Below are 12,284 nucleotides of genomic sequence, written 5' to 3'. Positions count from 1 at the left end.
TTATCCGCCGGCGAAGGGCGGCAACACGTCCACGGTCAGCTCGCCAACCGGGCCCAGCTCACCGTCGTCGCGCCTCACCACCCCGTTGATCAGGAAGCTTCCGGCACGCAGGACCTGGGCCATGGGATCGCCGTAGGCCGCGATGAGTTCGGCGCGCAGCTGGGCCAGGGATTGGGCATGCGGCCAGCTCTCCTGTTCGGTGCCCGCCGCGGCCGCCGCGGCGGCGAAGTAGCGTATCGTAATCTGCGACATGACTTCATGCTATCGCCTATCATCCGGCGCGGCCGGGCGCGTAGGATCCGACTATGAGTGATCGTGCGTTTGAGCCCCTGGTCGACCCGGCCCCTGCGCTGAACGACGAGCAGCTGGCCCGGGCCCAGCGCCAGCTTGCCCTGCCCGGATTCGGGCTAGAATCCCAGCACCGACTGGCCGCCGCCCGCGTGCTGGTGATCGGCGCCGGAGGACTGGGCAGCGCCAGCATCCCGTACTTGGTCGGCGCCGGGGTGGGCACCGTGGGCATCGTGGATGACGACGTCGTGGAACTGTCCAACCTGCATCGCCAGATCACCCACACCACCGCGAACATCGGACTGCCCAAGACCGCCTCGCTGGCCGCCGCCGCGCAGGCGCTGGACCCGGGCGTGCGGATCATCGAGCACAACCTGAGGCTGACTTCGCAGAACGCGTTGGAGATCTTCTCCGGCTACGACCTGGTGATCGACGGTAGCGACAACTTCCCGACCCGCTACCTGAGCAATGACGCAGCCCAGCTGACCGGTATCCCGCTGGTCTGGGGCTCCATCCTGCAGCACCACGGGCAGGTGTCCGTCGCTTGGCATGAGCACGGCCCGGGCTACCGGGACTTGTTCCCCGTTCCTCCGGCCCCAGGCACCGTGGCCGACTGCGCCACCGGAGGGGTGCTGCCGGGACTCTGCGGAACCATCGGCTCGCTGCTGGCCACCGAAGCGCTGAAGCTGATCACCGGAATCGGCGCTCCGCTGGTGGGCAGGGTGCTGGTCTACGACGCGCTGGGCGCGAGCACCCGCACAGTGGAGTACTCGCGGGATCCTGCCGCGACACCCGTGACCGGGCTGATCGACTACGAACTGTTCTGCGCTGGCGGGCTGCAGGAACCGGCGCAGATGTCTCCCGCAGACCTGGTAGCCGCCCTGCACTCCCAGAACCCTCCAGTGCTCCTGGATGTGCGCAACCAGGACGAGCGCGACGAACTGAGCATCCCCGGCTCGATCTTCCTGCCGCTGCCTCAGCTTGAAGCTGCTGTGGATGCGGGACAAGACTTGCCGCAACTGCCCAAAGAGCTGACCATATACTGCGCCAAGGGGCCGCGTGCCATCCGTGCCGCCCAGCTGCTGGCGCGCCGGGGCATCAGCACCCGCTACGTGCCCGGGGGAATGCCGGCGTTGGCCGCGCTCGCGCCCGAACTGACTGTTTCGAAAAGAGGAATGCATTGAGCTACGCGCTGATCACCGAGGACGTTATCGATGAAGCTGCCGTGCAGGCTGCTGTGCTCAGCGACACCGCAGGCGCGGTGGTCATGTTCCATGGAATTATCCGCAACCATGACGGCGGCCAAGCGGTGAATTCCCTGGACTACTCTCACCATCCTGAAGCGCAGAAGTTTCTGGAGAACATCATTGCCGAAGAAGAAACACGCACCGGCCTGAGACTTGCCGCGGTGCACCGGGTCGGATCGCTGTCCATCGGGGACGCCGCGCTCATCGCGGCCAGCGCCGCTTCGCACCGCAAGGAGGCCTTCGAAGCAATCGAGAACTTGGTGGAACGCATCAAGGCCGAGGTTCCCATCTGGAAACGCCAGCACTTTACCTCCGGTACTTCCGAGTGGGTCGGCCTGTAGGCGCTCCGTTAGCTGAGCAGCTCTTCGAAAAATCATGTACTTCACCTAGTTCGGGTGGTCGATTCAAGAAGGGCATAGCCCGCGCACGGTCGACATATGCAGGACGTACGCGTGGGCACGACATGTGGACACAGCTCGAGCCCACTTGGCACAATTGAAGCGTCGAAGGCAGTAGCTTTCGAAAGTAGGCCCGGCAGTCCTCCGGAGGTGTGACGAGCCGGGCTAGCGTATTTAACAGTTTTCCTTTGAAAGGATGAGTCCGACTGGGACGTCTTACAACTCATGAGTTGTAAGACATCTCGCTAGACGGATGATCGGTTGGTAGAGCTGGAACTTTCAGTTCAGATCTATTTCTCAGCTTCGCATCTTGTGGATTCAAGAAAACACCCGCCAAAGAGATGGTCTACGCGCGAGCCCCGGGACGTGTCGGTGGACGCACCTCGGTGATGATTGCGAAGCTGGCCGAAGCGGCGATAAAGACGCGCGTCGAAGGGAAGAATGTTGCGCACATCTCCAGGGTTCTTGGTGTCGAGCCTTCCGCATCTAGGATGTTGGTCCATATCGAAGATGAGCGCACAACGTCACCTTTTCATCCAACTTATGTTGCATGCATTGTGTTAGATCGTGGATGGGTTCATTAAATGTCCAGTTGGTGGCTGGACTTTTCCGATGAGCTGTATCTTCGGCATCTATGGTTGATATATGTCCCAAATCGAACGCGATCTTCCTGCTGACTATTCTGATGCTTTATTGACCTTGAAAGAGCTGATCCACGAGGCCCAGCATCGGGCGCAGCGGATGGTCAACACGGCCATGGTCGAACTGTATTGGAATATCGGGCGAATCATTTCTTGATCGTCAGGCTGGTCAGCCTTGGGGGAGTAAGGTATTCGACAGTATCGCGCGGGATCTGCGAGTTGAGTTCCCTCATATGAAGGGGTTCTCGAGAACGAATCTCTACAACATGCGGGCGTTTGCCGAAGCGTGGGGTGTTGAGGATTCAATTGTCCAGTCGGTAACTGGACAATTGAGCTGGACTCACAACGTGGCGCTTCTGAATAAGATTAGTGACCGTGAATTGCGTCAGTGGTATGCGCACCGTGCTGTTCAGCATGGTTGGTCCGTGGCGGTTCTTGAGCACCAAATTCGTACTCGGTTACATACACGCGAAGGCGCGGCTCCCAACAATCTAGAATCTCGTTTACCCAGCCAGGGCAGCGACTTGGCGAAGGAGCTGGCCAAAGATCCCCTGATCTTTGATTTCTTGGGGCTCACAGAAGAGGCACAAGAGCATGCGATTGAAGAAGCCATGACGCTTCGTTTGTCGCAGACCTTAGCCGAATTTGGTGCTGGTTTCGCGTTCGTCGGTAGGCAATACCATCTCGATGTCGATGGCGATGATTTTTATGTTGATCTGTTGTTGTATCACGTGCCATCGGACCGTTATGTCGTCGTTGAGCTGAAGGCTGGGAAGTTCAAACCTGAGCATCTGGGGCAGTTGAATTTCTATGTCGCTGCGGTCAATGACATGTTGAGGCTTCCCCGTCAGGCTCCCACGGTGGGGATCTTAGTTTGTGGGTCCAAGAATGATCGGACTGTACGGTATGCCTTGGATGGTTCGACACAGCCGCTAGCGGTTTCTTCCTACACGTATGATGCGTTGCCTCAGGAGGAGAAAACGACTTTGCCGTCTCCTGAAGCGATTGCGGCCGCGTTGGAGGTCGAAAGAGATCTGGCAGGCGAATAGCATTGATGTTGCAGTGGATCCAGGTAATTGGTCGGATGGCATATTGATTGATATGACCTTCTGAGCAGAAATACGACGATGCCAAGCATATTGCGTGCAACGCCAACAGCCGGAAACCGGCGTCAACTAAGACATCTGTCTACGTTTCAGAACCCTGCAGTAGTCTTGTGGACCAACCATTCAGCAGTTCGCACAGTTCCGCAGGCTGCACGTCGCTGACTTGCGCATCGCATAGCGCCAGCCCGAACGCCACCCAGCGCAGGTCCGAGTCCTCGGTCCGCACCAAACAGCTGTGCTCATCAATCGGTTGAATCTCGAACCACCTGCCGACGCGCGATTCCAGTTCTTCCGAGCTGGCATGCACCCGGGCGCTGACGCGCAGGTTCCCGGCGCCGCGCAGCCCGGCACGGACAAACTGTGCCGCATCGCCGCCCGGGATTTCCCGACGTGCGAAGCGCAGCGCCCGCGGCTCGGCGTTTTCCGCCCGATCGACCCGAAAGCTGCGCCAATCTGCGCGGTCCAGGTCGTAGGCCACCAAGTAATAGCGGTTGCCCACGTTGACCAGCTTGGCCGGCTCCACCCGTCGAGAACTGGCATTGCCCCGGGCATCACGGTAGTCGAAGGCAATACGTTCGCGGTCGCGACATCCCTGGGCGAATGCCACCAGCACCTGCGGATCCACAGGTTCCCGCGTTGAATGCTGCGAGTCCAGAGGGACGGTGCTCGCGGCCAGTGCCTGGGTCCGCTGCCGCAGCTTGGCCGGCAGCACCGGAACCACCTTGGACAGTGCCCGCAGCCCTGCCTCGGCCAGCGCATTCTCGCCTCCGTGGATGGTCGACTGCAGGCCGACGATCAGTGCCACCGCTTCCTCGTCGTCGAGCACCAGCGGAGGCAGCGCCGCACCGGCGGCCAGCTGGTAGCCGCCGCCTACCCCTCGCTCGGCCTGCACCGGATAGCCCAGCTCGCGCAGCTTGTCCACGTCGCGGCGCAGGGTGCGCAGCGAGACCTCCAGCCGCTGCGCCAGCTCCTCGCCGGACCAGTAGCGCCGGGTCTGCAACAGGGAGAGCAGACGCAGGGAACGTTGGCTTGTACTCATAAAAATATTCTGCCCCTATTTAGGCCAGAAACTGACACTTATGGCTCTTATCGTGGTTTTATCAGCCACCAAGAACGAGGAGCAAGACCATGAGTACCACCATGAAGGCCACCGAAACCACGCTCACCGGAGAGCGCGCCGACCTGAACCAGGCCCTGGCCAATGCCCGCCACTTCCTGCGCTTCACCGCCCAGAACCTGACCGACGAGCAGGCATCAACCCGCACCACCGTCAGCGAGCTGACCATCGGCGGACTGGTCAAGCACGTGCGCTCCGTGGAACAGGTGTGGCAGCAGTTCATGCTGCACGGCAAGAGCGCCATGGGGTGGGGCGATGCGGACTTCTACGACATGCCGCCCGAGGCTATGGAAGCCATCGAAGCCGAGTTCAGCATGCAGCCCGGAGAAACGCTGCAGAGCTTGCTGGATTCCTACGCAGAGATCGCGGCCGCGACCGATGCGCTGCTGGCGGACATCGACCTGGACGCCAAGCACGAGCTGCCCAAGGCCCCGTGGTTCGTGGACACCCACTGGTCCGTGCGTCGCGCGCTGCTGCACATCATCGCGGAAACCACCCAGCACGCCGGGCATGCGGACATCATCCGCGAATCCCTGGACGGCCAGAAGTCCATGGGCTAAGACGGTACTTACGATTCGGCGAGCGGACGAGGATAATTGAGCACTATTCTGGCCATTCATGGCTGAGCCAAAGTCACGAGGGGTCCAAATGTCCGTCCGAACCGAATCCGCCAGCGGTCTGATTTGGAACACTCAGAAAGAACAAATTCTTTTGGGCTCGGGCATCAAGAAAAAGCTGGTTCATGTTCGTGTCCGCTCGCTTCCCCAAAACGGTCATTTCATCGAGGAACTCGCTGCGGCTTGCCCCGAGACCGGGGCTCTCACCGTGGAGTTGGACGAATCCGATGCCCGCGGAACAGCCGTTGCCGACCTGTCGGGACTTGAAGTACTGGAGAATCTGGAATTCCTGAATGCGACGCCGCATGGCGAAGTCGTCATCTCGGAGCGAATTGAAGTTTCGGATCTTCGACTGCGCAGGCTGTCCATCGGGTATTTTCCAGGAGTGACCGAGAGCCTGGTGGGTGCGCCGCGACTCAATGCCCTGGAAGTCGAAGGCTCCACCATCGACATTTTGCTCGACGTGCGTGCGGACCTCCGAGAACTGACACTGCTCCGGACCCGAAAGTCCGACTGCCCCGCAGCGTGGAACGGAGTTTCTGGACTGCAGGAGCTCAACATCGATCAGGCAGGAACGATCAAGGCCTACCCACCGGAAAACGGATGGCCTCCCAGCGTCAGCATCCGCTGGGCCAATTCGGTGAAGGGCCTCGTCGAAGCTTCGCAGACTCGTCCTTTTCAGCACCTGTACTTGAACGGCATCAGGCTGTTCGACGCCGGCTCCTCACTATGGGATTTGAGGGCAGAGAGCATCTTCGTCGACTTCGCAGACAAGCCGCCGAAATGGCTGGTCGAGGCTTGGCCCCACCGTCCCGGCGATTGGTCGGAACGGTTCAAGGTCGCCTATCACCCGAGCCTTCCCGGCTCGGAGGATTCGTTCAATTGACGAATTGCTTGGCGCCCGCGGCGGGCAACTTCCACGGCAACTAGCTACCCGCCGATATAGGACATCTCGATGCGTTTGCGGTTGCCCGGGGTGAGCGCGGCGCGCAGCTCCGAGTAGTTGTCGTCGCGCTTCCGCCAACGTCCGGTCAGCGCCCGGGCCAGTTCCTCGTCGTCGGCCCCGCCGCGCAGCAGCGCCCGCAGGTCGAACCCGGAGCCGGCGAACAGGCAGGTGTACAGTTGTCCCTCTGCGGAGACCCGGGCGCGCGAGCAGTTCCCGCAGAACGCGTTGGTGACACTGGAGATCACGCCGATCTCCCCGGCTCCGTCGGCGTAGCGCCAGCGGTTCGCGGTTTCCCCGGGCTCCGTCTTGACCACCGGTTCCAGCGCCCAGCGTTCGTTGATGCGGGAGACGACCTCGCTGGAGGGGACCACCGCATCCAGCTTCCAGCCGTTGGTGGTGCCCACGTCCATGAACTCGATGAAGCGCAGGATCTGCCCGGTGCCGCGGAAGTGCTCGGCCAGCGTGAGGATCTCGTCGTCGTTGACCCCGCGCTTGAGCACGGTATTGACCTTGACCGGGCCCAGTCCGGCCTGCTCGGCCGCGTCGATGGCCTGCAGCACCCGGGAGACCGGGAAGTTCACATCGTTGATCGCCTTGAAGCGCGCATCGTCCAGCGAGTCCAGCGAGATGGTCACGCGGCGCAGCCCGGCGTCCTTCAGCTGCTGGGCCATCACCGGCAGCGCCGAGCCATTGGTGGTCATCGCCAGGTCCACCGGCTTCCCGTCGGCGGTTTTCAGCTGGGACAGCATGCCCACCAGGTCGACGATGCCGCGGCGCAGCAGCGGCTCCCCGCCGGTCAGCCGCAGCTTGTGCACACCCAGGGACACCGCGACGCGGGCCAGGCGTTCGATCTCCTCGAAGCTGAGCAGCTCGGAGCGCTCGCGGAAGACGAAGTCCCGGCCGAAGATCTCCTTGGGCATGCAGTACACGCAGCGGAAGTTGCAGCGGTCGGTGACCGAGATCCGCAGGTCGTGCAGCGGCCGGCCCCGGGCATCCTTCAGCGCTGCCGCAGGTTGTGCGTTCATCTTCCCAGCGTAGCCCGTCGCGTGCGGTCATAGAACCCCGGCGCGGCCTGTCCGGTTGTAGCATGGCAAGCAGGCATGCAGCCGACCGCCCCCATCCAAGGAGCCCCATGCGCCGTTCGACACCCGCAGCACTTCGCACCCTCGCCCTGCTCGCCGCCGGAACGCTGGCCCTGGCCGGGTGCGCGGGCCAGCAGGGCGCGCAGGAGGGGGAAGCCGAGGGATCCGCGTCGCCCACCAGCACGCTGACCATCTCCGCGGCCGCCTCGCTGCAGCGCTCCTTCGATGAGATCGCGCAGGAATTCAGCGCCGAGCACCCGGAAACCGCCATCAAGGCCATCTCCTACGACGGCTCCTCCACGCTGGCCACCCAGATCGTGGAGGGCGCCCCGGTGGACGTCTTCGCCTCCGCGGACGAGAAGAACATGGCAGTCGTGACCGATGCCGGGCTGGGCCAGGACCCTGTCATCTTCGCGACCAACACCCTGGTCATCGCGGTGCCGTCGGGCAACCCGGGCAAGGTTCAGTCCCTGGCGGATCTGGCCGGGGCGACCACGGTGCTGTGCGCCCCGCAGGTGCCGTGCGGCGCGGCCTCCGCCAGGCTGTTGGAGAACCAGGGCGTGAGCGTGAAGGCCGCGAGCCAGGAGCAGAACGTCACCGCGGTGCTGCAGAAGGTCATCGCCGGGGAGGCCGACGCCGGCCTGGTCTACGCCACCGACGTCGCCGGGCAGGACAAGGTGGAATCCATCGTGCCGGCCGGCGCGGCCGAGGTCGTCAATTCCTACCCGATCACCGCGCTGGGCGAGCAGCCCGGGGCGCAGGACTTCGTGGACTTCGTGCTGGGCCCCAAGGGGCGGCAGATCCTGGAGGAGCACGGCTTCGGGGATGCCGCGGCGGGCGCCGATGGCTAGCGACATCGGCGTGCGCGCCCCGGGCTTCGCGGTCGCCCCGGCGCTGCTGGGCATCGCCCTGCTGGTCATGCCGCTGGTGGCGCTGGTGGCGCGGGCCAGCTGGGGCAGCTTCTGGCAGGACGTGACCAGTCCCGAGGCGCTGGACGCGCTGTGGCTTTCGCTGCGCACCGGGGTCGCCGCGACCGCGGTGTGCGTGGTGCTGGGGGTGCCGCTGGCGGTGCTCATGGCGCGCAGCGCGCCGAAGCCGGCGCAGCTGCTGCGCGCGCTGGTGGCAGTGCCGCTGGTGCTGCCGCCGATGGTCGGCGGCGTGGCGCTGCTCTACCTTTTCGGGCGCACCAGCCCCGTCGGCCAGCTGATCGACTCCCTGTGGGGTGTCACGCTGCCCTTTTCCACCGCCGCGGTGGTGATCGCGCAGAGCTTCGTGGCCCTGCCCTTCCTGGTGCTCTCCGTGGAGGGCTCGCTGCGCTCCCTGGGCGCCGGGTACGAGCAGGCCGCCGCAACCCTGGGCGCCGGGCGCTGGATGGTGCTCACCCGCATCACCCTGCCCATGGCCGCCCCGGGACTCGTCGCCGGGGTGATCCTGTGCTTCGCCCGGGCCATCGGCGAATTCGGCGCGACCGCGCTGTTCGCCGGCAACGCCCCGGGCATCACCCAGACGATGCCGCTGGCCATCTACACCGCGTTCAACGGCGCCGGCGACGGGCGCGACGCCGCCGTGGCGCTGTCCCTGCTGCTGCTGGGCACCGCGGTGCTGGTGCTGGTCTGCGTGCGCGCCTGGCGGCCGGGGGCCCTGAAGTGAACGGGGCGCTGAAATGACGCTGCACGCCCGGTTGCAGATCCGGCGCTCCGGCTTCACGGTGCGCGCCGAATTCACCGTCGAGTCCGGGGCGGTGCTGGCGCTGATGGGTCCCAGCGGCGCCGGCAAGTCCACGATCGTGCACGCGCTGGCCGGGATCCAGAAGCTGTCCGCCGGGCGCATCGAGCTGGACGGCACGGTGCTGGCCGACGAGCGCACCCACATGCCCCCGCACCGCCGGCAGATCGGCCTGCTGGGGCAGGACCCGCACCTGTTCCCGCACCTGGACGCGGCGAGGAACATCGCCTTCGGGGCGCACGCCGGCGGCATGGACAAAACCGCGGCCGCCAAGGAGGCCGCCCGCTGGCTGCACCGCCTGGGCCTGGAGGAGATTGCCGGGCAGCGCCCTGCGGCCCTGTCCGGGGGCCAGCGCCAGCGCATCGCCCTGGCCCGCGCGCTGGCCGCCGCGCCGCGGGTGCTGCTGATCGACGAGCCCTTCGCCTCGCTGGACGTGGAGGCCGCCGCGGACATGCGCCTGCTGGTGCGCGAGCAGCTGCGGCGCACCGGGATCAGCGCGGTCATCGTCTCCCACGCGGCCGCGGACACCACGGCGCTCGCCGATGAGCTGATGGTGCTCGAACGCGGGGAGCCCACCCACCACGGGCCGGTCGCGCAGGTTTTCGCGCACCCGGACACCCGGTTCATGCGCGCCGTCGTCGCTTCGCTGCCCGCCGAACCGCTGCCCGCCCCGCTTGAACCGTGCAAGGAGGCCGCCGATGGCGCCTGACAACTTTTCGGGTACCGGGCCCGTGAGCCCCGGGGAACACCTGCGCTCGGTGCTCCGGCTGGTCCGCCCGCTGGAGCCGGTGCAGCTCTCGCTGGCCGACCCGGCGAACTTCGCCGCGCTGCACGGCGCGGTGCTGGCGCAGGATGTCGCCGCCGCGCACCCGCTGCCTTTGTGGGAGAACTCCGCGATGGACGGCTATGCGGTGCGCTCCGCGGACACCGCCAACGCCCCGGTGGACCTTCAGGTGCTCGGCGTGGTGCCCGCCGGCAGCGGCGCGGACCCGGTGCTGGGTCCCGGGCAGACCGTGCGCATCATGACCGGCGCCCCGCTGCCCAGCAGCGCGGATGCGGTGGTCCGGGTGGAGGACACCAGCGGCTTCCACGAGACCACCGTGCGCATCAACGTGCCCGTCGCCCCGGGGCGAGATGTGCGCCGGGCGGGGGAGGACCGCGCCGCCGGCGCCCCGGTCGCGCTGGCCGGGGACCCGTTGACCGCCGCCCGGCTCTCCGCGCTGGCCGCCGCCGGGGCCGCATCCCTGCTGGTGCGCACCGCGCCGAAGATCGCGGTGCTGATCACCGGCGCGGAGCTGCGCACCCCGGGCAGCACGCTGTCCCGCGGGCAGATCCCGGAATCCAATTCGCTGCTGCTGGCCGGCCTGCTGGCCGAATCCGGCCTGCCCGCGGCCACCGTGGAGCACAGCCCGGACGACCCGGAGCTGGTCCGCGCGCGGCTGGACGCGCTGGGCGTGGGCCACGACGCGGTCATCTCCACCGGCGGGGTGGGTCCGGGCGAATACGACGTGATGCGCCAGGTGCTGGAGCGGGAACCGGGGGTGCGCGCGGTGCGCGTGGCCATCCGCCCCGGCGCGCCGCAGTGCGTGGGCCGGCTGCGCGCCGGCGCGCTGGTGTTCGCGCTGCCCGGCAACCCGGTCAGCGCCGCGGTCGGCTTCGAGCTGTTCGTCCGCCCCGCCCTGCGCGCCCTGCAGGGCCATGCGAACCCGCGCCGCCCGGTGCTGCGCAGCACCGTGCTGCGCGGGTGGAAGTCCCCGCCGGGCCGGCTGCAGGTGCTGCCGGTGGTGTTCGACGAGCACGGCGGCTGCGCCCCGGCCGTGGACGCTGCCAGCATCTCCCACTCGGTCGGCGGCTTCGGCGCCGCGCAGGGCTACGCGCTGATCGGCCCGGACACCACGGCGGTCGTCCCGGGCGACACCGTCGACGTGCTCAGGCTGCAGCCATGAGCGCCGGGCAGTTCCAGGCGCTGGTGCTGGCCGGCGGTCGCGGCTCCCGGCTGGGCGGGGCCGACAAGGCCGGCCTGCTGCTGCGCGGGCGCCGCCTGGTGGACCGCGTGGTGGACGCCGCCCGCCGCGCCGGTGCCTCGCGCGTGGTGGTCATCGGCCCGGATTCCGCCGGCACTCTGGCCGACGCGGTGCTGCGCGAGGACCCGCCCTTCGGCGGACCGCTGGCAGCCATCGCCGCCGGCCTGCCCGAGCTCACCGCGCCGTGGACCATGGTGCTGGCCTGCGACCTGCAGCGCCCAGCCGCCGTGGCCTCGGCGCTGGCCGCCGCGCACGCCGCCGCCCTGGCGGAAGGCGCGGCCGGCGACGGCGTGCTGCTGCGCGATGCGGACGGCCGCATCCAATGGCTTGCCGGGATCTACCGCACTAAGGCCCTGCGCGCGGCCTGCGCCGCCTTGGGGGAGGGGGTTGCCAACGCACCGGTGCGCCGGGTGCTGGGCGGTTTGGACCTGCAGCAACTGCCGGTGGACAACGACACCAGCAGCGACATCGATACCCCGCAGGCGCTGGAGCGCGCCCGCCAGAAGGAGAGGAACACCATGGGACAGTACCTGCCGCCCGAGGCCCTGGAGGCCTGGCTCGCCGCCGCCGCCGCGGAACTTGAGCTCGACGATTCCGCCGTGGACATCGCCACCGTGCTCGACGCCGCCAAGCACGTCGCGCACGAGGTCGCCCGCCCTGCCGCCCCGCTGAGCACCTTCCTGCTCGGCCTGGCCGTCGGCAGCGGCAAGGGCAACCTCGCCGGGCTCTCCGCCCAGCTCATCGAGCGCGCCCACCGTTGGGCCGACGAGCACCCGGACGAATAAGCCCACCTGCCGTTTGGCTTTTCTGTGGACGGCTGGCATTGGACGCCCTACGGCCCCGGGCTGCTTTTGCAGCACGGGGCCGTCGGGCGTTTGTCTTGGCCTGCACGGTTACCCACACCCCGCAACCAACCACCCCCACCCCCAGCCTCATCGACCTACACTCTGCCCCAACTTTCTAACCACACCCCTAGCACGCAGGACGCTTTCCAGTCAAAATACTTCTTCACAACCCCGCAACAACGGCATATAATGAAAGTATGTTCGACTCATACGAAGTAGAGCAAGACTATTTCGAAGTCACCCCCTGG

The 12,284-nt window shown here is 66.3% G+C and carries 14 protein-coding genes; 11 read left to right on the top strand and 3 right to left on the bottom strand.

The features are described from left to right. Window positions 1-252 (bottom strand): MoaD/ThiS family protein, encoded by a 252-nt coding sequence (locus IEY43_RS09570; RefSeq protein ID WP_188948381.1) that lies wholly within the window; start codon window positions 250-252, stop codon window positions 1-3. A gap of 53 nt (window positions 253-305) precedes the next feature. On the opposite strand from IEY43_RS09570, the gene IEY43_RS09565 reads away from it, so the two are divergent. The 4 genes from IEY43_RS09565 to IEY43_RS09555 all read left to right on the top strand — a co-directional run bounded on the left by IEY43_RS09565 (window position 306) and on the right by IEY43_RS09555 (window position 3,623). After that, a complete protein-coding gene (locus IEY43_RS09565; protein WP_188948380.1) occupies window positions 306-1,472 on the top strand; it encodes a ThiF family adenylyltransferase in 1,167 nt (388 codons plus the stop codon). Further along, window positions 1,469-1,876 (top strand): molybdenum cofactor biosynthesis protein MoaE, encoded by a 408-nt coding sequence (locus IEY43_RS09560; RefSeq protein WP_188948379.1) that lies wholly within the window; start codon window positions 1,469-1,471, stop codon window positions 1,874-1,876. The genes IEY43_RS09565 and IEY43_RS09560 overlap by 4 nt, the downstream gene beginning before the upstream one ends. Before the next feature lie 702 nt (window positions 1,877-2,578). Next, the gene (locus IEY43_RS18415) at window positions 2,579-2,731 is read left to right on the top strand and encodes a DUF1016 N-terminal domain-containing protein (protein ID WP_308425055.1); all 153 of its coding nucleotides are present in this window, start codon (window positions 2,579-2,581) and stop codon (window positions 2,729-2,731) included. Continuing rightward, window positions 2,661-3,623: a PDDEXK nuclease domain-containing protein gene (locus IEY43_RS09555; RefSeq protein ID WP_308425056.1), complete on the top strand. Its 963-nt coding sequence runs from the start codon at window positions 2,661-2,663 to the stop codon at window positions 3,621-3,623. The genes IEY43_RS18415 and IEY43_RS09555 overlap by 71 nt, the downstream gene beginning before the upstream one ends. Before the next feature lie 139 nt (window positions 3,624-3,762). Here the strand turns inward: IEY43_RS09555 and IEY43_RS09550 are convergent, their stop codons facing one another. Further along, window positions 3,763-4,719: a helix-turn-helix transcriptional regulator gene (locus IEY43_RS09550; RefSeq protein ID WP_188948378.1), complete on the bottom strand. Its 957-nt coding sequence runs from the start codon at window positions 4,717-4,719 to the stop codon at window positions 3,763-3,765. Window positions 4,720-4,808: 89 nt separating this feature from the next. Here IEY43_RS09550 and IEY43_RS09545 point away from each other — a divergent pair, with 89 nt between their 5' ends. Beyond that, a complete protein-coding gene (locus IEY43_RS09545) occupies window positions 4,809-5,357 on the top strand; it encodes a DinB family protein (protein WP_229777343.1) in 549 nt (182 codons plus the stop codon). A gap of 88 nt (window positions 5,358-5,445) precedes the next feature. After that, the gene (locus IEY43_RS09540) at window positions 5,446-6,300 is read left to right on the top strand and encodes a hypothetical protein (protein WP_188948377.1); all 855 of its coding nucleotides are present in this window, start codon (window positions 5,446-5,448) and stop codon (window positions 6,298-6,300) included. Between the two features lie 44 nt (window positions 6,301-6,344). Here the strand turns inward: IEY43_RS09540 and moaA are convergent, their stop codons facing one another. Continuing rightward, window positions 6,345-7,385 carry a GTP 3',8-cyclase MoaA gene (gene moaA, locus IEY43_RS09535; protein WP_188948376.1) on the bottom strand — a complete coding sequence of 347 codons (1,041 nt, stop codon included), beginning with the start codon at window positions 7,383-7,385 and terminating at the stop codon, window positions 6,345-6,347. A 107-nt stretch (window positions 7,386-7,492) separates the two neighbouring features. Here moaA and modA point away from each other — a divergent pair, with 107 nt between their 5' ends. The 5 genes from modA to IEY43_RS09510 are packed head-to-tail and all read left to right on the top strand — an operon-like array spanning window position 7,493 to window position 11,976. Continuing rightward, window positions 7,493-8,293, top strand: coding sequence for a molybdate ABC transporter substrate-binding protein (gene modA / locus IEY43_RS09530; protein WP_188948375.1), 801 nt, complete (start codon window positions 7,493-7,495; stop codon window positions 8,291-8,293). Next, window positions 8,286-9,092 (top strand): ABC transporter permease, encoded by an 807-nt coding sequence (locus IEY43_RS09525; RefSeq protein ID WP_188948374.1) that lies wholly within the window; start codon window positions 8,286-8,288, stop codon window positions 9,090-9,092. Before modA ends, IEY43_RS09525 begins: the two co-directional genes overlap by 8 nt. Window positions 9,093-9,105: 13 nt before the next feature. Beyond that, a complete protein-coding gene (locus tag IEY43_RS09520) occupies window positions 9,106-9,876 on the top strand; it encodes an ATP-binding cassette domain-containing protein (RefSeq protein ID WP_188948373.1) in 771 nt (256 codons plus the stop codon). Next, complete coding sequence (locus IEY43_RS09515) at window positions 9,866-11,113, top strand: molybdopterin molybdotransferase MoeA (protein ID WP_188948372.1); 1,248 nt, start codon at window positions 9,866-9,868, stop codon at window positions 11,111-11,113. The genes IEY43_RS09520 and IEY43_RS09515 overlap by 11 nt, the downstream gene beginning before the upstream one ends. Beyond that, entirely contained in the window at window positions 11,110-11,976 is an 867-nt protein-coding gene (locus IEY43_RS09510) for an NTP transferase domain-containing protein (protein ID WP_188948371.1), read from the top strand. The genes IEY43_RS09515 and IEY43_RS09510 overlap by 4 nt, the downstream gene beginning before the upstream one ends. The last annotated feature ends 308 nt before the right edge of the window (window positions 11,977-12,284 follow it).

It is taken from the genome of Glutamicibacter protophormiae, from assembly GCF_014647495.1.
In the GTDB taxonomy this organism is placed as follows: Bacteria; Actinomycetota; Actinomycetes; order Actinomycetales; family Micrococcaceae; genus Glutamicibacter; species Glutamicibacter protophormiae.
This window is presented reverse-complemented; position numbering and strand designations above follow the sequence as displayed.

Coding starts and splice junctions, on each gene's coding strand:
- IEY43_RS09510 (WP_188948371.1), top strand. CDS start 11,110: ATGAGCGCCGGGCAGTTCCAGGCGCTGGTGCTGGCCGGCGGTCGCGGC.
- IEY43_RS09550 (WP_188948378.1), bottom strand. CDS start 4,719: ATGAGTACAAGCCAACGTTCCCTGCGTCTGCTCTCCCTGTTGCAGACC.
- moaA (WP_188948376.1), bottom strand. CDS start 7,385: ATGAACGCACAACCTGCGGCAGCGCTGAAGGATGCCCGGGGCCGGCCG.
- modA (WP_188948375.1), top strand. CDS start 7,493: ATGCGCCGTTCGACACCCGCAGCACTTCGCACCCTCGCCCTGCTCGCC.
- IEY43_RS09515 (WP_188948372.1), top strand. CDS start 9,866: ATGGCGCCTGACAACTTTTCGGGTACCGGGCCCGTGAGCCCCGGGGAA.
- IEY43_RS09525 (WP_188948374.1), top strand. CDS start 8,286: ATGGCTAGCGACATCGGCGTGCGCGCCCCGGGCTTCGCGGTCGCCCCG.
- IEY43_RS18415 (WP_308425055.1), top strand. CDS start 2,579: ATGTCCCAAATCGAACGCGATCTTCCTGCTGACTATTCTGATGCTTTA.
- IEY43_RS09540 (WP_188948377.1), top strand. CDS start 5,446: ATGTCCGTCCGAACCGAATCCGCCAGCGGTCTGATTTGGAACACTCAG.
- IEY43_RS09565 (WP_188948380.1), top strand. CDS start 306: ATGAGTGATCGTGCGTTTGAGCCCCTGGTCGACCCGGCCCCTGCGCTG.
- IEY43_RS09545 (WP_229777343.1), top strand. CDS start 4,809: ATGAGTACCACCATGAAGGCCACCGAAACCACGCTCACCGGAGAGCGC.
- IEY43_RS09570 (WP_188948381.1), bottom strand. CDS start 252: ATGTCGCAGATTACGATACGCTACTTCGCCGCCGCGGCGGCCGCGGCG.
- IEY43_RS09520 (WP_188948373.1), top strand. CDS start 9,106: ATGACGCTGCACGCCCGGTTGCAGATCCGGCGCTCCGGCTTCACGGTG.